The organism is Hartmannibacter diazotrophicus (assembly GCF_900231165.1).
GTDB classification, from domain to species: domain Bacteria; phylum Pseudomonadota; class Alphaproteobacteria; order Rhizobiales; family Pleomorphomonadaceae; genus Hartmannibacter; species Hartmannibacter diazotrophicus.
In genome coordinates this window covers 3,319,820-3,338,172 of the sequence record NZ_LT960614.1, presented here as the reverse complement: position 1 = coordinate 3,338,172, position 18,353 = coordinate 3,319,820, and the positions used below count along the sequence as shown (strand labels likewise).

18 protein-coding genes and 2 pseudogenes are annotated in these 18,353 nt (G+C 62.4%); 3 read left to right on the top strand and 17 right to left on the bottom strand.

Annotated elements, in window-relative coordinates; all coding sequences use genetic code 11:
• Window positions 1-130: 130 nt before the first annotated feature.
• From HDIA_RS15545 to HDIA_RS15500, 10 genes are all read right to left on the bottom strand, one after another.
• Window positions 131-1,063 carry a choline kinase family protein gene (locus tag HDIA_RS15545; protein ID WP_099556982.1) on the bottom strand — a complete coding sequence of 311 codons (933 nt, stop codon included), beginning with the start codon at window positions 1,061-1,063 and terminating at the stop codon, window positions 131-133.
• 61 nt (window positions 1,064-1,124) lie between these two features.
• Window positions 1,125-2,069, bottom strand: a complete 945-nt coding sequence (locus HDIA_RS15540; RefSeq protein ID WP_099556981.1) for a phosphotransferase family protein — start codon at window positions 2,067-2,069, stop codon at window positions 1,125-1,127.
• Window positions 2,066-3,373 carry a Zn-dependent hydrolase gene (locus tag HDIA_RS15535; RefSeq protein ID WP_099556980.1) on the bottom strand — a complete coding sequence of 436 codons (1,308 nt, stop codon included), beginning with the start codon at window positions 3,371-3,373 and terminating at the stop codon, window positions 2,066-2,068. Before HDIA_RS15535 ends, HDIA_RS15540 begins: the two co-directional genes overlap by 4 nt.
• Entirely contained in the window at window positions 3,348-4,100 is a 753-nt protein-coding gene (locus tag HDIA_RS15530; protein WP_099556979.1) for a DeoR/GlpR family DNA-binding transcription regulator, read from the bottom strand. The genes HDIA_RS15535 and HDIA_RS15530 overlap by 26 nt, the downstream gene beginning before the upstream one ends.
• A gap of 94 nt (window positions 4,101-4,194) precedes the next feature.
• Window positions 4,195-5,751, bottom strand: coding sequence for an amidase (locus HDIA_RS15525; protein WP_099558944.1), 1,557 nt, complete (start codon window positions 5,749-5,751; stop codon window positions 4,195-4,197).
• Window positions 5,752-5,797: 46 nt separating this feature from the next.
• Entirely contained in the window at window positions 5,798-6,520 is a 723-nt protein-coding gene (locus tag HDIA_RS15520; protein WP_099558943.1) for an ABC transporter ATP-binding protein, read from the bottom strand.
• A gap of 2 nt (window positions 6,521-6,522) precedes the next feature.
• Window positions 6,523-7,272, bottom strand: a complete 750-nt coding sequence (locus HDIA_RS15515) for an ATP-binding cassette domain-containing protein (protein WP_099556978.1) — start codon at window positions 7,270-7,272, stop codon at window positions 6,523-6,525.
• Entirely contained in the window at window positions 7,269-8,357 is a 1,089-nt protein-coding gene (locus HDIA_RS15510; RefSeq protein WP_099556977.1) for an ABC transporter permease subunit, read from the bottom strand. The genes HDIA_RS15515 and HDIA_RS15510 overlap by 4 nt, the downstream gene beginning before the upstream one ends.
• Window positions 8,354-9,220 (bottom strand): branched-chain amino acid ABC transporter permease, encoded by an 867-nt coding sequence (locus HDIA_RS15505; protein WP_099556976.1) that lies wholly within the window; start codon window positions 9,218-9,220, stop codon window positions 8,354-8,356. Before HDIA_RS15505 ends, HDIA_RS15510 begins: the two co-directional genes overlap by 4 nt.
• A gap of 112 nt (window positions 9,221-9,332) precedes the next feature.
• Complete coding sequence (locus HDIA_RS15500) at window positions 9,333-10,577, bottom strand: ABC transporter substrate-binding protein (protein ID WP_099556975.1); 1,245 nt, start codon at window positions 10,575-10,577, stop codon at window positions 9,333-9,335.
• A 397-nt stretch (window positions 10,578-10,974) separates the two neighbouring features.
• Here HDIA_RS15500 and HDIA_RS15495 point away from each other — a divergent pair.
• Window positions 10,975-11,313 (top strand): annotated as a pseudogene (locus HDIA_RS15495) (transposase); the annotation flags it as partial.
• A 44-nt stretch (window positions 11,314-11,357) separates the two neighbouring features.
• A pseudogene (locus HDIA_RS15490) lies at window positions 11,358-11,720 on the top strand (GlcG/HbpS family heme-binding protein); the annotation flags it as partial.
• A gap of 47 nt (window positions 11,721-11,767) precedes the next feature.
• On the opposite strand, the gene HDIA_RS15485 reads toward HDIA_RS15490, so the two are convergent.
• The 6 genes from HDIA_RS15485 to HDIA_RS15460 form a co-directional block, all read right to left on the bottom strand.
• Window positions 11,768-12,571 (bottom strand): anti-sigma factor family protein, encoded by an 804-nt coding sequence (locus tag HDIA_RS15485; RefSeq protein WP_099556973.1) that lies wholly within the window; start codon window positions 12,569-12,571, stop codon window positions 11,768-11,770.
• Window positions 12,568-13,314, bottom strand: a complete 747-nt coding sequence (locus HDIA_RS15480) for a sigma-70 family RNA polymerase sigma factor (protein ID WP_099556972.1) — start codon at window positions 13,312-13,314, stop codon at window positions 12,568-12,570. Before HDIA_RS15480 ends, HDIA_RS15485 begins: the two co-directional genes overlap by 4 nt.
• Before the next feature lie 13 nt (window positions 13,315-13,327).
• The gene (locus HDIA_RS15475) at window positions 13,328-13,693 is read right to left on the bottom strand and encodes a cupredoxin domain-containing protein (RefSeq protein WP_099558942.1); all 366 of its coding nucleotides are present in this window, start codon (window positions 13,691-13,693) and stop codon (window positions 13,328-13,330) included.
• 5 nt (window positions 13,694-13,698) lie between these two features.
• A complete protein-coding gene (locus HDIA_RS15470) occupies window positions 13,699-14,658 on the bottom strand; it encodes a metallophosphoesterase family protein (RefSeq protein ID WP_099556971.1) in 960 nt (319 codons plus the stop codon).
• Window positions 14,659-14,866: 208 nt separating this feature from the next.
• Complete coding sequence (locus HDIA_RS15465) at window positions 14,867-15,127, bottom strand: BufA1 family periplasmic bufferin-type metallophore (protein WP_099556970.1); 261 nt, start codon at window positions 15,125-15,127, stop codon at window positions 14,867-14,869.
• Between the two features lie 163 nt (window positions 15,128-15,290).
• The gene (locus HDIA_RS15460) at window positions 15,291-16,280 is read right to left on the bottom strand and encodes a quinone oxidoreductase family protein (RefSeq protein ID WP_099556969.1); all 990 of its coding nucleotides are present in this window, start codon (window positions 16,278-16,280) and stop codon (window positions 15,291-15,293) included.
• A gap of 125 nt (window positions 16,281-16,405) precedes the next feature.
• Between HDIA_RS15460 and HDIA_RS15455 the strand changes: the two genes are divergently transcribed.
• Complete coding sequence (locus HDIA_RS15455; RefSeq protein ID WP_099556968.1) at window positions 16,406-16,846, top strand: winged helix-turn-helix transcriptional regulator; 441 nt, start codon at window positions 16,406-16,408, stop codon at window positions 16,844-16,846.
• Here the strand turns inward: HDIA_RS15455 and HDIA_RS15450 are convergent.
• Entirely contained in the window at window positions 16,802-17,569 is a 768-nt protein-coding gene (locus HDIA_RS15450; protein ID WP_099556967.1) for a haloacid dehalogenase type II, read from the bottom strand. The two genes, HDIA_RS15455 and HDIA_RS15450, sit on opposite strands and share 45 nt — an antisense overlap.
• Between the last annotated feature and the right edge of the window lie 784 nt (window positions 17,570-18,353).

The window sequence follows — 18,353 nt, the reverse complement described above, 5'->3', positions numbered from 1 at the left end:
CTCAAAACGCTGAATTCGACTTTTTGGTCAATATGTTAGGTATGTCTGTGGTTGCGGACAGGTTTGCCCCTTCATTCCTGGCAGGAGCCGACGGCCGCGGCAAGGCAAATTATTTCCGTCGCATCTTGATTCAGATGTCCTTGAGCCAAATGGACCAATCCGGATGATAAAACTGCTTGCGGGCGCGCATCAGCTTCCAGGTGCCGTATTTGTAGTAGTCAAAGTCGAGCGTTGAGATGACCTCCTGGATCATGGCCCAGAGGAACCATTTCAAGTCGGCCAGAGCCCTTAGGACGGCGATGCGGGCTTCGATGCTGCGATCGACGCACCCGAAATATGTTTCGACAAGTTCCCTTTCGATCGAAAGCGGAAAAGCCATTTCCGTGAACCAGAGTGCAAGTTCATAGACGCGCTCGTTGTTCGAGGCATATTCGAAGTCGACTAGAATTACGTCGTCTTCGTCGTTGATGAGGAAATTGCCGGCGAGCGTGTCATTCATGCAGGGAACGAGGTCGAAGCCGGAGGCGGCGATTGCCTGCCGGGCCTCCTCCAGACAGCGGTGGATATGGGCGCTGTCCTGCGGCTTGCGTCCGCCGACCATCCTAAGCTGCTCATAATGCTCGTCGATCATGTCGAAGACGGTTTTCGTCAGCGTGAGGCGGGGGGCATCGTTGAAGGCTCTCAAGGCCTTGACAGCGTTGTTGCGAACCACCGGCCGCAGGAAATCAAGATTGGACGAAGCCCGGTAGCCATCGGCAAAGGCGAAGATTTCCACCCCGTGTTCGGCGAGGAAGTCGACCACCTCGACGCCAAAACCGGAGGCATGTGCGCGCCGGCTCGCCTCATTGGCGGCATCGCGCGAGATAAACATGTCGGTGCCGCGTCCCGGAACTTTAAGGAAATAATCGCCACCACCGGCCGCGATTCGCCAGTTGGTATTGCTGAGGCCCCCCGAGACGGCCTGATAACGAAGCGTTTCGCCCTGCCAGCGAGGGACGGAGGAAAGGATCGCTTCGATCGACTTTTCGCTCTCCGTCATGGCCTCTCCCATGGATTTCCACATGGCATTCTCCTGAAACAGTTCGTCTTTCAACGATGGGGCCGGGGCCTGACCGTGTCGGATCCTATAGTCGCCGGAGCCAGAGTTCGAAGTCCCGAGCGTTGAAAGTCGTGCGAGCGTGAAACAGACGCCAAGCGCCGTATTTCCAGAACTCGATGCCGGTGCGTGACGTCCTGATTGCTGTCGTCACGCCCCAAAGGCCCCACATGAGGTCATCGATCGCGCCATAGAGACGGCAACGGTTGTAGAGCCGTTCATCGAGGTGGCCTGCATAATGCTCGACCATCGCGTGGCGCTCCGCATCAAAGTTGCAGACCTCGTTGATCAGGGCGCCGACGTCGAACCAGGGGTCGTTGTCCGCCGCAAGGTCGAAGTCGACCAACTGAACGCCATTCCCGTCGATCATGACGTTTGAGGCGATGCCATCGTTGTGGCAGAAACAGGGATCGATGCCCGACGCCGAGATTGCCGCCCGAACCAATCGTGCCAGCGCGATGAGACGGTCGGTTTCGTCGGGCAGAGGAACGCCGAGGGCGGTTGCTTCGGAGGCCAGTGTCTCGATCATCGCGAAAGGCGAAAACCCTTCGCCGATCAATCCTGTTTCGTGCAGCGCCTTCTTCGCCTCGAGAACCTTTGTAGTGAGTTCAAGATCCTGAAGATCCCCAACACGGGCATAGCGCCATGGTGGCGCCAGAAATGCGAGAGCCAGCCAATCGCTGCCGTCAGCGATCACCGTCGGAGCCACACCCGTGGCAGCGGCCCTTCGCGCAGCGGTCGTTGCCGATGGAAGGGCGGTTGTCGCGACGTCGGGTTGGCGAAATTTGATAAAGACCGGATCGTTGCCGGGGACATCGACGATGACGCAATCGGATGCCGTTGCCCTATGGATGGGCGAAGCGACAGGCAGTGCTGCTATCCGCCATGTTCCGCCGGCAAGACCGGGAACGCTGGCGATCGCTCCCTCGACCCGCTGGCCCAGCGCCGACGTGATGTCGGTGCGTGCGTTCATTGGCTTGCCTCCAGATCAATGAGTACCGCTCTTTGCGGTGACGCCCCGGCACGGCACAGCCGTTCGGCTGCCCGTATGCAGACGTCGAGGCCCGCGGCAAGATCGGCCTCATCCGTTGCCTCGGCTTCGTTATGGGAAATTCCGGCGATGCTTGGAACGAAAATAAGTCCGGTCGGGCAGATGCCGAGCAGACTAATCGCGTCATGGCCCGCTATCGTGTCCATCTGCAAGCTCTCGTGGCCGCCTTCGCTGGCACAAAGGGCAATGAGATTGCAGACGTCGTGAGGCAGTTCCCGGATTTTCCGGTCGGAACGGCTTTCGATTTCGGCCCTGACTCGTGCCCGTTCGGCCGCATCTTCGATTGCCTTTTCCGCAAGGGCTGCGACTTCGGAAAGGACGGCGTCGTCGGAGGAGCGGACCTCGATCGAGATTTCGACGCGTGCCGCCACGACATTGGACGAGTTGGGCTCGACCTGAATGCGTCCGACGGACGTATGCACGATGCCTGCCCAGCGATCCGCGATTTCTCGCACGGCAATGATGGCGTGGGCTGCGCCCAGCAGAGCGTCTTTCCGGCGTTCCATGGCGGTTGGACCGGTGTGAGCCTGCTCGCCGAGGAAGGCGGCCTGGAACTTCACGGCCCCCCAGTTGCGGGTGACAATCCCGATCTGCGCACCCATCTCTTCCAGACGGGTGCCTTGCTCGACGTGAAGCTCCAGATAGCAACCGGGAAGCTGCGGGGGGGTGTCCATTCCCCGATATCCGATCGCCGAAAGGGCCTCGCCGAGGCTGATGCCATCGTCGTCCCGGCGGTCGAGAACGTAGTCGGTGCTGAAGAGGCCAACATAGGACGAGCTGCCGAGGAGGCTCGGACGGAATCGGGCGCCTTCTTCGTTGGTCCAGTTCACCACACAGAAATTGGCGTCGAACAGGGTTCCGCCGCGTTTTGCGTCGAGCAGCGACTGCCCGACACACAAGCTTGCCGCGACGCCGAGCGCGCCGTCGAGCTTGCCGCCGCGGGACTGGCTATCGAGGTGCGATCCCATCATGACGATGGGCGCGTCCGGGCGATCCGTCAGGGAGAAGATGCCAAACTGGTTGCCGACCGCGTCTGTCAAAACTTTGGCGCCGGCGGATGTGAGGGCGTCTTTGAAGAAGCTGCGGGCGTCGCCGTCCTCGGGCGAGGCGCAAAGTCTGGTTACACCGCCGTTGCGGGTCGCGCCGAAAGCCGCGAAGCGGGACAGAAGGAATGGTAGGCTCTGTGCCGGATCAAATCGTTCATGAAGTGATGAGATCGATGTCATTGCTAGTAAAGATGTCCTGAAAGGCCTGCGGGGGCGGTTTGTCCGTCACAACCGTGAGCGGATCGCCGAGGCCGAATGTGTAGAGATTTGCCTGGCGCCCGAATTTGCGGGAATCCGCCAGAAGAACGGACCGGCGAGTCTGCCCGCGCAGCGTCTTGCGCAGCGCCGACTCGTGTTCCTCGTAGTCCATCCAGCCGTGGTCGATGTCGCAGGCCGCAATGCCCATGAAGGCGATATCGAAGAAGAAGCGCCGGGCGTAGGTGATGGTCTCGTAGCCGACGAGCGCGTTGTCCTTCGGGCGCAGCGTCCCGGGCGCGAGGTTGACCCGCGTCGGACCGTTCGCCAGCAACAGCGCGATGTCGATCGAGTTGGTCGTGACGGTCAGCGAACGGCCGACGAGCCGCCGCGCGAATGCCAGCGTCGTCGTGCCGGTGTCGATGAAGATGGAAAGGCCGTCGGTCACCAGGCCAAGCGCGATCTGCGCCACCTGGGCCTTTTCCCGCGAGTTTAGCTTGCCGCGCTCCATGAGCGGGCGTTCCTGATCGAGACGCGGCAGGACCGCACCACCATAGATGCGGCGCAGCTGCCCTTCGCCTTCTAGCGTCTTCAGGTCGCGCCGGATCGTTTCTTCCGAAACATTGAGGCGTAGCGCGATATCGGCGACTTCCACTTTGCCGACATTGTGCAAGGCCGCGACGATTTCCTGATGACGATGTCTGGTCAGCATGTCCGAATTTCCTCCCGTTGCCGCCAAGGTACAGGAAGAAAATGGAATTTGGAGAGGGAGCGAGGACATCTCCCTGCACTTGCGCCGACATTTTTTACTGTCCCGAAACGAGATTGGGCGCCTTGCGATAGCCGGTCGCCGTCTCGTAGTCGTAGGCAAGGGCCAGAAGGTCGGCCTCGCTCCACAGCGGACCGATAAATATGATGTTGAACGGAGCGCCGGACGGATAGGTACCGGCGGGCACCGTCACCCCCGGCAGCCCGGCGATATTGAGTTCGCAAACGCAGGTCTCGTGGATTGTCTCCGACCCGACGAGCGGAGGCAGCTCGTCGCGCATCTGCGGGAATATGAGGGCGTCGAGACGATTGCCCTCCATCACCTTGGCGAGAATCTTCAGATAGGCCTCGCGGGCGGCGAGGAATTCCGGCAAGTCCGGCGGCGTCGTAGGATTTTCAAGGCCCTTCCAGAGCCCTGGGAGATCGCGCAGGAAGAAGAGCACACCGTCGGGCGCGAAAGGATCCTCAGCCTTTGTCGCCTCGGCGAATTCGGCAAAGCTCTTCAAGGCGGCCGAAGGTCCAAGGCGCTTCAGGTAGAGATCCATGTCGTAAGGAACGCTCTCCATGCCGCTCGGGTCATAGTGGTCGAGCCCCTTGGCCGGCTTGCCGATTTCGTTGAAGCCGGAACCGGCAAAGGGATCGGCGACGAGCGTGGCGCCGCGTGTTTCCAGCTCTTTCTGAACGCGTTCATAGAGAAGCATGCAGTCCTCCGACAGCGAGCGGTCGCGCCAACCGGGCCCATAAAGGCCGAGCCGCTTGCCCTGAAGCGCGGTCGTGCTCAACCTGGATGCATATCCTCCCTCCGGCTTCTTGCCGATGCCGGCGACGGTCTTCGGGTCCTCGGCCGTATAGCCGGCCAGAACGTCGAGGGTCAGGGCGGCGTCGCGCACGCAGTGAGCAATCGGTCCGACCACATCGCGGGTGCTGCCGGCGAGCGGTACGACACCGGCATTGGGTACGAGGGCGAAGGTGGGCTTGATACCGACGAGGCCCTGGGCGGCCGCCGGATTCTGGATCGAACCGCCGGTCTCCTCCGCAAGGCCGAGGACGGCGAGACTGGCACCGACGGCGGTTGCCGTGCCTGCGCTGCTGCCGCCCGGCATCCGGTCGAGCATGGCCGAGTTGAGCGTTGGGCCGGCCCAGCTGTCGCTCGCATGGCTGCCGGTGGCACTCAGGACCGGGACGTTGGTCTTGCCGAGAATGACGCAGCCGGCGTTTCGGATACGGGCAACGACAGGGGAATCCGTCTCCGGGATCAGATCGACGCCACCGGCCTTCGACGAGAGGAAGTGCCAGCCGGCCGTTGTCGGAAAGCCAACCATGTCCATGGTGTCCTTCACCACTACCGGCACGCCGGCGAGCGGTCCGAGTTCCTCCCCGGCTGCGCGCCGACGGTCGATCTCGCGGGCGTCGTCGAGGGCGCTTTCGTTGAGGTAGATGATGGCGTTGTATTGGGGATTGTAGGTCTTGATCCGCTCGAGAAAGGCCGCCGCCAGCGCTTCGGCTGTGATGCCGCGGGCGAAGGCGTCGGCGACGTCGGCGAGGGTCATCTCCACGAGATCCATTTCAGGCAAGGGAGCGGCGGCAGTATCCATGATGTCTTCAACCATGTTGAGCTTCGGGTAAGGCGGAGCGGGCGGGTCAGTTCATTCCGACGAATTCGTCGACCGTCTCGCTGTTGCGGGCTGCGTCCGGCGTCACCTCGCGCACGATCGTCCCCTTCTGGAGGATGAGGATGCGGTCCGAGAGGGAGGAGATGAAATTGAGGTTCTGCTCGACGAGCAGGATGGTGAGCCCCCGCTTCGTGCGGATGTCGTGCAGCGTCTCGATGATTTCCTCGATGATGGACGGCTGGATGCCTTCGGTCGGTTCGTCGAGCAGGAGGATGCGCGGGTCCTGGCAGAGGCACCGGGCCAGCGCGAGAAGTTGCTGCTCGCCGCCGGAGAGCGCCCCGCCCGGTCGGTCGAGATAGGCCTTGAGGCGGGGGAAAATTGTCAGGATGTCGGCGATGGTCTCCTCTTCCGGCCGCTCGGCCAGGAGGCAGCCCATGACGAGATTTTCGCGAACGCTGAGGTTCGGGAAGATTTCGCGTCCCTGCGGCACGTAACCCATGCCCGCACGGGCGCGCTTCGTCGGCGTGTCCCGCGTGACATCGGCGCCGGAAAAAGTCACCGCGCCGGACGTCGCGGGCAGATAACCCATGAGCGTTCGTAGCAGGGTCGTCTTGCCCATTCCGTTATGGCCCAGAATGCCAACAGCCTCGCCAGCGCGGACAGCAAAGTTCACGCCGAAAAGGATCGGGATGCGGCCGTAGCCGGCGTCGAGGCGGTTGGCGGCAAGGAGAGGAGTGTCGTTATTCGCCATGGTCATGCCGCCTGCTTGCCGAGATAGACGTCGCGCACCCGCTGGTCGGCAAGCACCTTGTCGACGCTGTCTTCAATGAGAATCCGACCTTGGTTGAAGACGGTGACGGTCTTCGCGATCATCCGGATGAACTGCATGTCGTGCTCGACGACGATGAGGGCCTGGGTCCGGTTGACCTCGCGGATGAGCTCGGCGGTGCGGTTGACCTCCTCGTGGGTCATGCCGGCGGCCGGCTCGTCGAGCAGGATCAGCTCCGGCTCCTGGGCGATGACGGTGGCGATCTCCACCCATTGCCTCTGGCCGTGGGCGAGCTGGCCGACGATGCGGCTGGCGATGTCCGTGAGTTTCAGCCGCGTCAGCGTCTCGTCGACGATGGCGCGCGTGCGCTGGATAGACTTGCCGCGCGAGGCGGCGACGAAGATGTTCTCGTAGGCGGTGAGGCCGTTGAAGACATTGGGCACCTGTGTTTTGATCCCGACGCCGAGGCGCGCGATCTCGTGCGGCTCGGCCCCTGTGATGTCCGTGGTGCGGAAGCTGATCTTGCCCTCTGTCGGCTTCAATTGGCCGGTGAGCATCTTGAAGAAGGTGCTTTTGCCGGCGCCGTTCGGCCCGATCAGGCAACGAAGCTCCACCTCTCCAAGGGTGAAATTGACGTCGTTGACGGCGGTGACGCCGCCAAAGCGCATGGTGGCGCCGTGGGCCCGAAGAAGGGGAACGAGTTCCGGCGTCGCAGGCACGGACGTCGCGTTCATGACTTTCCCTCCGTGGCGAGATTCTCAGTCATGGCGATAGTCGCTTCGGAAGCGGGTTTGGGAAGCAGCCTGTAAAGGACACCTCGCAGGAGCGCGCGAACCGACGGGACGATGCCCTGCGGGATCAGCAGCACGAAGAGCACCAGCACGATGCCGAGGCCGAGATTGGAATCGATCGCCGACTGGGTGCCGGCCTTGATGATCAGCCAAGAGATGAAGACGCCGCCGAGGATAGGGCCGAGCAGGGTGCCGAGACCGCCGACGAGAACGAAGACGATGACCTCCGCGGACATGGTGAGGCTGAAGACGGTGGGACTGATGAAACCGCCCCAGTTAGCGAAGACGCAGCCGCCGAGCCCGGCAACGCCGGCCGAGACGACGAAGGCGAGAAGCTTGTAGAGACGCGGGTCGTAGCCGAGAAGCTGGGCGCGGGTCTCATTCTCGCGGATTGCCACCACCACCCGTCCGAAACGGCTGGCGAGCACGGCGCGCAGGAAGACATAGGCAAGGATGAGCGCTCCCATGCCCGCGTACCACATCTGGTCGAGGTCGAGGATATAGTCGGGATCGCCCGGCATGTTGATCGGCGGGATGGCCGGAATGCCATTGAAACCGCCGAGTTCCGCCTCGCCGATCCGGTACTGGCTGCCGGATGTGGCGTTGACGAGTTGAAACAGGATCACCGAGACGGTCAGCGTGATCACGCCGATATAGGCGTCGCTGATGCGGCCGTAGAACATGAAGTAGCCGAGCAGCAGGGCAAAGAGCATCGGCACGGCGATGGAGATCAGCACCGGTAGGGTGCTGTCGCCCATGTTTATCACCGACACGGCATAGGCATAGCCGCCGAGCCCGAGAAAGGTTGCCTGGCCGAAGGAGAGAATGCCGGCGTAGCCCCACACGAAGCCCTGGCTCAAGGCATAGATCGCCATGGCCGCAAAGCCCGTCAACTGCACGAGCCCGAACGTATCTGTGAAAAGGGGGGCACCGAACATCACGGCCAGTCCGGCGGCAAGCATCACCAGGAAGCTTGCCCATTGAAGCTGGACCGAACGGCGGAATGCCGTCTTGTAGTCAGGGGTCATAGGCTGCGCCTCAGGTAGCGGCCGGTGATGCCCTGCGGCAGCACGCGGATCAGCAGCACCGCTGCGACGAGCAGCGCCACGTTACCGATCACCGGCGTGGTCTTGAAGGAGACGAGTTCGTTGATGGTGCCAAAAAGGCTGGAGGCAAGTCCCGTTCCCGTGATGATGGCCGGGCCGCCGCCGAGCACCGTGATGAAGGCACGGGCGATATAGGCCGCTCCCATGGAGGGTGAAATGCCGGAGATCGGCGCGAGCGCCCCGCCTGCAAGACCGGCCAGCGCCGCGCCAAGCGAAAAGGTGGCCATGTAGATGCGGTCGGGCGAAACGCCGAGGGCGGCGGCCATGCGCGGGTTCTGCATGGTGGCGCGAAGGATGAGGCCGAATTTCGTGAAGCGCAGCAGCGCGAACATGCCGGCAAGCGTGGCGAGCGCCACGAAGAAGATGACGAGGCTGTAGAGGCTGGCGCCGTAGGGGCCGATATCGAAACTGCCGACCGGCGTGGAGACGCCGTGCACCACATTGCCGTAAAGCGTCGTGATCAGGCCGATGAGGCCGAGACTGATGCCCCAAGTCGCGAGCATCGTGTCCATCATCCGGCCATAGAGGAAGCGGATGACCGTGCGCTCAAGGAAAAGGCCGATAAGGCCCACGACGACCGGTGGCAGGATCAGCATCGCGATCCAGATGTTGACACCGGCATCGACCGCCGTCACCGCGGTATAGGCGCCGAGCATCATGAACTCGCCGTGGGCGAGGTTGATGATCCTCATCATGCCGTAGATCACGCCGAGGCCGAGCGTGACCAGCACCAGTGTCGCGACGCCCGCGACGACGTTGTAGGCAAGAAGTCCTGCAAGATCCATATGTTCGCTCCGTGGGCCGCGAGGCCGTGGGACAGGCAGAAAGTCTGCCCCATGGCATTGTGCGAGTACCGGGGAGCGCGGCATTAAAAGGCAGACGGCCGCGCCCCTGGACTTAGATGTCCGGCGTGAACTGCTTGTTTGTCCGCGGGCTGTCGATGAGGTTGCAGCGACCGCCGGTGTCCGCTGGGAAGCTGTCGGGGAAGGTCGCCATGATCTCCCACGTACGATTTTTCGGCTGGGCCAGGAAGGTGTTGCGGATCGTATGATGGGTTGCCGGATCCATGGTCACCTTGCCCGTGGGGCTGTCGATGGTGATCCCGGATTCCAGCGCCTCGATCACCGGCATGCGCTCCACCGTCCCGGCCTTCTTGACCGCTTCGGCCCACAGCATGATGCCTTCGTAGGTGGCGGTGTCGAGCTCCGAAAGGTCGGTGACGTCCTTTCCGAACTTCGCCTGCATGCCATCCACGAACGCCTTCGAGGCAGGCGTGTCGAGATTGTTGTACCAGCCGTAACAGGTGACGATGCCGTCGGTCGTCGAGGTGTCCATAGTGGTGAGTTCGTCGCCGAGTCCAAAGACGGACGAGCCGACCGGGATCTTCGACTTCATGCCGGCGGCGTCCCATTGACGGTAGAAACCGGAGTGATTGGCGCCGACGAGGGCTGAGAGGACGAATTCCGGCGCGGCCTGTTGGATGCGGCTGATGGCGGAAGAGAAGTTGGTCACGTCCAGCGGGAAGAAGTCGGTGCCGAGTACCTCGCCGCCGCCGTCCTCGGTGAACTTCTTCATCCAGCTCGCGGTGATGTGGCCGTAGTTGTAGTCGGCCGCGATAATGTAGACCTTCTTGCCCCAGTTCTTCAGGGCATAGTCGACGATGTGGTTGACCGTCTGGGCCGGCGTCGAGCCGGTGCAGAAAACGTTCTGGTCGCAGACGCCGCCCTCATACTGCGTGTTGTAGAAATAGAGCGTCCTGGAGCGGTCGAAGATCGGCCGGATGGCCTCGCGCGACGCGGACGTGATGCCGCCCTGGATGACGTCGACCTTCTCCTTCAGCGCCAGTTCCTGCGCATATTGCGTATAGAGCTGCATGGTCGACTGGGTGTCATAGGAAATGAGCTTGATCGGCCGGCCGAGCAGGCCGCCGCCTTGGTTGAGCAGATCGACCGCGTATTCGGTCGTCTGGATCATGCGCTTGCCTTCAAGACCCAGCGCCCCGCTACCGTCGAGAAGGCTGCCGAGCTTGATCGGCTCCTCGGCGAGGGCATTGCGCGCATAAAAGGGCACGGCCAAGGCTCCGGCCGCCACGCCGCCGCCAAGTCGCAGAATTTCACGTCTGTTGATCACCCTCTTCGTCATCGAGACACTCCTTTGCTGAGTTTCTGGTGAGCAGGCCCTGATCCGGCTGCCGTCGCCCAGACGTTTGCAAGGAGGATGCCAACAGAATCCATAAAACGGTCAAATCAGAAATTTTTCCACAAGCCTCAAGTTGGTTTGCCGTCTGATGGCTGTAGAGCCAACGGTTTCGCACTTTTTCCGATGATGCTGTACTCAAGGTTGGGGCATGAGATTTTTACAATGATTTTAAGGAATAAATGGCACTGTCGTTGGTGGATTGGTCGGGGAGGGTATGATTGCCTATTGCTGTACCAATTGCGTGGCGAAGCTCTGTGCAGTGCACAATATAAAACCACAAATATCATTAATCGGTCAAAATAGGCATACCTGCCAGAAGTGCTGACCGGTGGTTTTGAGCCTCCCCGTCGAGGCTCTGCGGCGCGCCGTTGCGAACCGCGACCCTGCGCCGGGGCTGGTCCACCATTCCGATCGTGGATCGCAATACTGCTCTGTCGACTATCAGGCCGAGCTTCGAAAGCGCGGCATCCTGATCTCGATGAGCGGCAAGGGGAACTGCTACGACAACTCGATGGTCGAGACGTTCTTCAAGACCATCAAGTCGGAGTTGATCTGGCCGGTCGCATGGCAAACCCGACAGCAAGCCGAAACCGCCATCGCCAGATACATCGACGGGTTCTATAACCCCGTCAGGCGGCATTCATCGCTCGGCTTCCTGAGCCCCATCGCATTCGAGCGAAGGGCCCGTGAAGTGAGCTAAACGCTCTCCACCAGAACCGGGCAAGTCCAGTCAGCGCGTCGGTGGTCAATGCGGACGGCGTCGTGAAAGTGCAGGCCAAGGGCGACCATTCCACCATCCACACCCAGGATTCCAGCTTCCGCAAGGCCTATACCGTGATCACGATGGGGCCGATCTTTGGCTTCGACACGACGAGCGAGTTTGTGAAGAAGGCAGCGGGAAATCCCTCCGCTCCGGCGCTCGTCACGTTGCCGAACATCCTTCTGCTGGCGGGCGGCGTCGCCATCCGGATCGATGGCGAGATGGTCGCCGCGATCGGCGTCGGCGGTGCGCCGGGCGGAGACAAGGACGAGGCCTGCGCGATGGACGGCGTCAAGAAGATCGCCTCAAGGCTCACCAGCCAGTAACCCGGCTGAAGACGGGGTCCCAGAGCGAATTGCGCCCTGGGACCCCGTCATTTCGGCGCGTCCTCGGAAAAATCCTCCTGGAATTCCTTGAGTTCCACCGGATTGAGGTCCGAGACCGCCCAGAAGGTCAGGCCCGCCTCGTTCCAGTGGACGAGGTTGTAGCCGTCGTGTTCGCCGGCGTGGGACATGCCGCCGCTCTCCGGCCAGACGAAGAGATTGATGACATGCCGGTCGCGCCGGTAGACGAGGGCGGCAACCACCCGACCATGGACATAGTCGAGCCGTCCGCCGACCAGCGGAAAGCCGCGTGCGGCAAGATCGATCACCGGAGGAGAGAAGTCGATTCGGCCGTTGAACCAGGGCTTGACGGTGTGCCGGTCGGAGGTCGCGACGTCCGTCAGATGGTTGGCGAGAAGCGAACGGACATGGCTCGCGACAAGATCGGTCTGCGGTCCGGGATCGGTTGCCGGCGGTGCGATGAAGAGAAAGAGAGCCGCGGCCAACGCCGCCAGCGACGGCACCAGGCTCCAGCGACGCATGAAAGCCGCGACGCGGGCGAAGGCGGCCCATGCGGGTCGATCCTTGAAAGGAAGTGAGGCGGTCGCAAAACCTTCGCGGACGAGGGCGGCTTCGACGCGCCGTCGCAGGTCCGGACTTGCCGGGAAGCGCACCGCATGCTGGTGGATCGCAGAGCGCGCCGCTTTGGTCCGGACGAAGTCGGCACGGCAGGCCGGACATTCCTGAAGATGGTTCTCAAATGCCAGCAGGTTGACCGCGTCGAGCATGCCGTCGACAGCCCCCTGCATGGCGATGTCCCAGTCCGAGCAGTCCTTGTCGAGGTGGTTCGTCATGCCATCTCCTCCGGGCCGCCTGCGTCCGGTTCGCCAAGCCAGAGCCGACCGAAAAGCCGGCGAGCGCGGGCCAGCCGCGACATGACCGTGCCTATGGGCGCGGCGATGACCTCGGCGATATCGGCATAGGAGAGGTCTTCCAGATCGCGTAGGACCAGAACCTCGCGGAAAATTTCGGGCATGATCACGAGGATCGCATGTACGCGGCCGGCCTCGTCGCGGCGCAAGAGCTCCTCTTCGGGCGAGAGGTCGGACGAAGGGATCGTGACCAGTTGGTCGTCTTCGCTCTCGTTTCCGTAAGGAGCAGAGCCTGGCATCGTCGAGCGCATCCGGGCCTGTTCCGTCCGCCAATCACGATGGCAGTTGCGCACGATGGCGAGCAGCCACGCCCGGGGGTTGTCGCCGCGATAGCCCGAGAATGCACGGAAGGCCCTGAGGAATGCCTCCTGGACGATATCCTCGGCCACCGAATGATCGCGGACAAGGTAGCGCGCCAATGTGTGGGCGGCGTCGAGATGGGCCAGGATCTCCGTTGAAAATCGCCGGGAGAGGCCGGCGTCCGCACTCGCCGGCCCGTGGAGGGTCGGCGAGGCGATGGTGGCCGCTGTGGGGAAGTCCGCGGCATGCTCCAGCGCTGTCATGACGGCCTGGAGGAGGCCGGCCGACAACGCAATGAGATACCAACGGGCGGTCTGCGTTCGGCTGGTCGCGTTGCGTGGGGTGAGGAAGGCTGCGGCCGCCATGGTTGCGCCTGACCTAGCCGGCGTTCGGCAGGACGATCACCTTGCCGGTCATGTGAGGATGGAGCGAGCAGAAGTAGTCGAAACTTCCCTGGTCCTTGAAGGTGATCGTGTAGGTGTCGTCGGTGTCGAGTGGCTTCGACTTGAAACTGTTGTCCGTTGCGACGACCGTATGCGGGATGTCGTCGTGGTTGGTGAAGGTCACCGTCGTCCCGGCGGTGACAGTGAGTTCGGCCGGCGAGAAGGTGAAGTTCTCGATCGAGACTGAAGCAGTCTCGGCCGCTGTCGCCTGTGCGCCGGCAGCGATGCCGAGGGCGAGCGCCATGAGCGTCGCCGCGATCAGCTTCCTGGCTGGAAACGCCCTCATCTGTTGGTGCTGCATGATCGTCACCCCGCCAGCGGCGTATCGATGATCGCCAGCGGATCGCCGCCGCGGACGAAGTTGACGCTCGTGATGCCGAGGAGCTTGCGCAACTCGCCTTCGGGCACCTTCATCGGGCCGGGAGACGGCGCCGTGCCGGGGACCGGCTGTGGGAAGGCGGTCGAGCGGGCGGTGTGGAAGGAAACGTTGCCCTCCACCTTCTGCATCACCTGGTGGATGTGGCCATTGAGGACCGTCACCGAACCGAAGCGCTTCAGGTAGGTCAGCGCCTGCGCGCCGTCCGACGTGCCCCAGCCCCAGTCCGGATAGACCGTCCAGAGCGGGATATGGGCGAAGACCACGATCGGTGTGCTTGAGGAAAGACCGGCGACATCGTTTTCCAGCCATTCGAGCTGATCGGCGCCGAGGTTGCCGAGGCCGCCCGCCTTCAGGTTCACGACGTTGACGAGGCCGATGTAATGTACGCCCTCTTGGTCGAAGCTGAACCATCCTGTGCCCTCGGTTCCCTTGCCGTAGCGGGCGCGGTAGCTGCCTCCTTGCTCATCGTCGAGCAGGTCGTGTTCGCCGGGCACGTAGAACACCGGCAGTCCTGCCGACTTGATGAGTTGGTCGGCATCGTCGAACTCCTTGTCCCTGGAAAGATGGCTGATGTCACCGGTGTGGATCATGAAGGCCGGCTTTTCGGGCAGGGCCTTGATGCGGGCGATCGCCTCCTCAAGCGTTGAGAGCGCGTTGGGATTGGCCGGCTTGTCGAAGCCGACATGGCTGTCGCTGATCTGAAGGAAGGTGAAGGGATTGGTGGTGGGCTCGGCCGCCAGTGCCTTCGTCAGCGTCGCCGCCATCGGCAAGCCGCCGGCGAGGCCCCACAGGACGCCCGTCCCGGCCCAGGTCATGCACTCGAGGAAACCGCGGCGGTCGATGCCGTCCGCGTCCAGTTGTGGGGCATCGTCATCTGTTCGGCTCATGGGGTCTGGTCTCCGGTTTTCGGTGGGCGGGGCTTCGATTTCGTGCCTCGCAGGGACCAAGACCGGGTGAGGGCGCATAATATTCCCGGGTGTCGATGATTTTTTGGATGCCGGGCGCTTAGGGGCGCGCCATGCGAACGAGGCGCTCCAAAAAGGACTGCGGGCGGCAAGACGAAGCTCGCCGCCCACATGCACGAGAGGGCTTGGATCAGGCCTTGCCGGGCTTCAGCGACCCCTTGATGGTCTTGCAGGTGCCTTTCGGCACTTCCTTGAAGGAGGCCTTGTCGAAATCGACCTTGGACATACCGGCACAGTCATGGCTGCCGGCCGCGCAGTCGTTCTGGCCCTTCAGTGCGATGCCGTAGCACTTCTCCGTCCCGGCGGCGTGGGCGGGAGCCGAAACCGCAATCATGGTGAGGGCAGAGGCCAGCGAGCCGGCGAGAGCGAGGGCAACAGTGCGACGATCCATAGTCATGTTCTCCTGAATGAAGGCGCGACCATCAGCGGTCACATCGGCTGCTTCGGCGGCGCCATCGCCGTCGTTACCTGTCGAAGATCACGTTCGCGGGCCTTTCGGGACACGGCTTCGTGATGGCCTTCGCCGGCCTTCTTGAGGCGGCGAATGGGAAGACTCACGGAAGCAGTACGATCTTGCCGCGCGTCTTCCTGTCGCCGAGCGCGCGATGGGCCTCTGCGGCTTCGGCAAGGGGAAACGTCCGCCCGATTTCCACCTTGAGAGCGCCGCTTGCAGCAAGGCCGAACAGATCGCCGAGGCTCTGGCGCAGAATGTCCGGCGTCAGCAGCGGAACCAGTGCGAAGCCGGTGAGAGACTGGTTGTTGAAGATAAGGCCGAGGAGGTCCGGCACGCCCAACTGGAAGGACTGGATGTTGAGCGCGCCGTAGAGAACCATCTGGCCGACAGGGGCGAGCAGTTTGAGGCAATCCATGGTGATGTCGCCGCCGACGGAATCGTAGACGATGTCGGGCTTTTCGCCGCCTGTCGCGGTGAGCAGCGCTTCGGTCCAGTCCGTGCGGGTGTAGTCGATGGCGATGTCCGCGCCGAGGCGTCTGGCGAAATCGAGCTTTTCGGTGCTGCCGGCTGCGGCGACGATGGTTTTGGCGCAACGCAGCCGGGCGATCTGGACAAGTTGCGAGCCGACGCCGCCGGCGGCTGCCGTGATCAGGACGACCTTGCCGGTGGGCGACGCCTGCCGGGTGAGATGGTCGGCGGTCAACCCCTGCACCATGAGAGCGGCCGCCGTCTCGAATGAGACGGCATCGGGAATTCCCACCGCATAGCGATGGTCGATGGCGACAAGTTCGGCATAGCCACCGAAATGAATGCCCGCGGCAAAGAGCGGGGCCGCGACGCGGTCACCGACCGAGAAGCCGGCGACGTCGCCACCGACAGCCTCGATCACACCGGCAGCCTCCGATCCCAGGATGGACGGGAGCGGAGGCGTCATCGCATAGCGGTCTTGACGCTGGAGGGTTTCGGCGAAATTGACGCCGGCGGCATGAACCCGAACGAGAATGTCGGAAGGGCCGGGGCGGGGGGCGTCGACGTCGACGAGGGTGAGCACATCGGGCGCGCCGAAGCGGTCGATGGAAACGGCTTTCATCTGCGTGGCTCCATTTCTGGGCGTTGGCATCAGGGGCCTTTCGGCCTTGGCACGCTGATGTCTTGCTCTTACAGTCGATATCGTCTCTACAGACTTTTTTGTGTCATACAGACCGACTGGTAACCATGGGCGATCAGATCAAGAACCTGCCGATACTGCCCGTCGAACGGGCGCTCAAGGTCATCTCCGGCCGCTGGAAGGCGATCATCCTCTACCGCCTCTATGAAGGCCCGAAGCGGCTCTCGGAATTGAAGCGGCTCTTTCCCTCACTCAGCCAGAAGGTGCTTATCCAGCAACTGAGGGAAATGGAGGAACACGGCCTCGTTCACCGGGAAGTCTTCCGGCGGGTGCCGCCGCGCGTCGACTATTCGGCAACGCCGTTGGGCGTCAGTCTGGAGCCAGTTCTTCTGGCTCTTTGCGACTGGGGGCGGCGCCATGCGGTCGAGCTTGAGGAACTCGACCGGCTGGCCGATTGCGATGTCGGACAAATGACGAAAGCGTCGAGTCCGTCGGAGGAAGCCTCACCCGCGAGCGGAGAGATGGTCGGCGAGGTCACCAAGAGTTGATCCGGTTGCATCGGCAGCAAAGCCGAGTTCTTCCGGTTTCTGCTTCATCCGGTTGACCCAGAACGTGGGGAAGCCAAAGGCCTTCGCGCCGGCCGCATCCCAGCCGGCGAAGGCGGCAAAGGCAATCTGCTCCTTCGGCAGGCCAAAGGCATCGGGGCCCATCTGATAGGCCTCGGGCGCTGGCTTGTAGCGGCCGACCGCATCGACGCTGAGCTGGAACTCGAAATCCTCCTCCAGCCCATTGTAGCGGACGTTTTCGGCGAGCATTTTCCGGGAGAAATTATTGAGGAAGGCAAGGCGCAGTCCGGCGCCGCGCATGGCCCTGAGGGCCGGCTTGACGTCCGGCCAGACCGGCATCGCGAAGAAGCCGCCGACCATGCGGTCGCGGGTTTCGCCCGAGAGGGGGAGGCCAAGCGATGATGTTGCGAAAACGAGTGCGTCCTCGATGACCGCCGGAAAATCGCGATACGGCATGCCGCCGAGCGAGCGCAGCCAAGTATATTCGAACTGGCGGCTGCGCCAGAGCGCGTTCAGCGCGTCGCCCTTGCCGGGATAGGTCTCCTCGCTCATTGCGAAGATGCCCCTCGGATCGAAGACAGGAAAGCCGTCGAAGGCAACAGCCCGGATCGGGGAGGTTGCCGCCCGGGCTTTGGCGGCAAGGCCGGTCGAGGAAACGGCAAGGGCAAGGGTAGTCGCGACGACGTCGCGGCGGCTCGGCTGCATCTGGGCACTCCGGATTGATGATTGGGTTTTCAGTCTTCGGCCGCCGCGCACCATGTGCGCCTCGGCCAAATGGCGATGTGCAAATCGCTGCGATGGAAAAATCAGGGGAGTGCGCAACACGGGCAATTCAATTGCCGTTGAGGAGACGGATGGGGTTCCGACCTTGTTCGTTACTTGCCTGCACCTTGGCTGGTGCGACGAGGCAAAGGTTGGAGCTCGATCCGGCCTTGTTTCTTTTTGGCGCTTCACTTAGATAGTGTTCGCTGGTAAGCGACGCAAAGTCTTGAAATGACCCTCGACACGCCATTGATTTCGCGAGGCTTTTAGGTGAATATCCCCGCGTTCTATAGACCCCTGTGGGGTTAGGCTTGATGTCGCGCTAATTGGTGACCCGCGTTGGATAACGCTTCAACTGCCTGATCTCGTCGGCCTGATCTCCGCCCTTGGAAACTTCCGATGCGTACTTCCTCCACCACGCGTAGAGCGAATGCGCACTTACGTCCAGACGCTGCGACACCTGCCAAACCGGCTAGCCGCGTTCAGTGATCTGACGCACTGCATCGCGCTTGAACCGATCACTGAAATTGGCTCTGTGGCCGGCTGCCGGTTTCGTGGACACCCGGTTAGGGTGTTTTCATGAAGTTGGAGGCAGCAGGCCAGGAGAACCGAATCTGTAGGTAATAGCGGTCCTTGCGCCGCTGGAGAGGAAAGCTCTCGCCATGGGTCTCTGCGTACATGTGCGTGAGACACGTCCAACACATGAGATGAGCAGAAATTCGCCGAA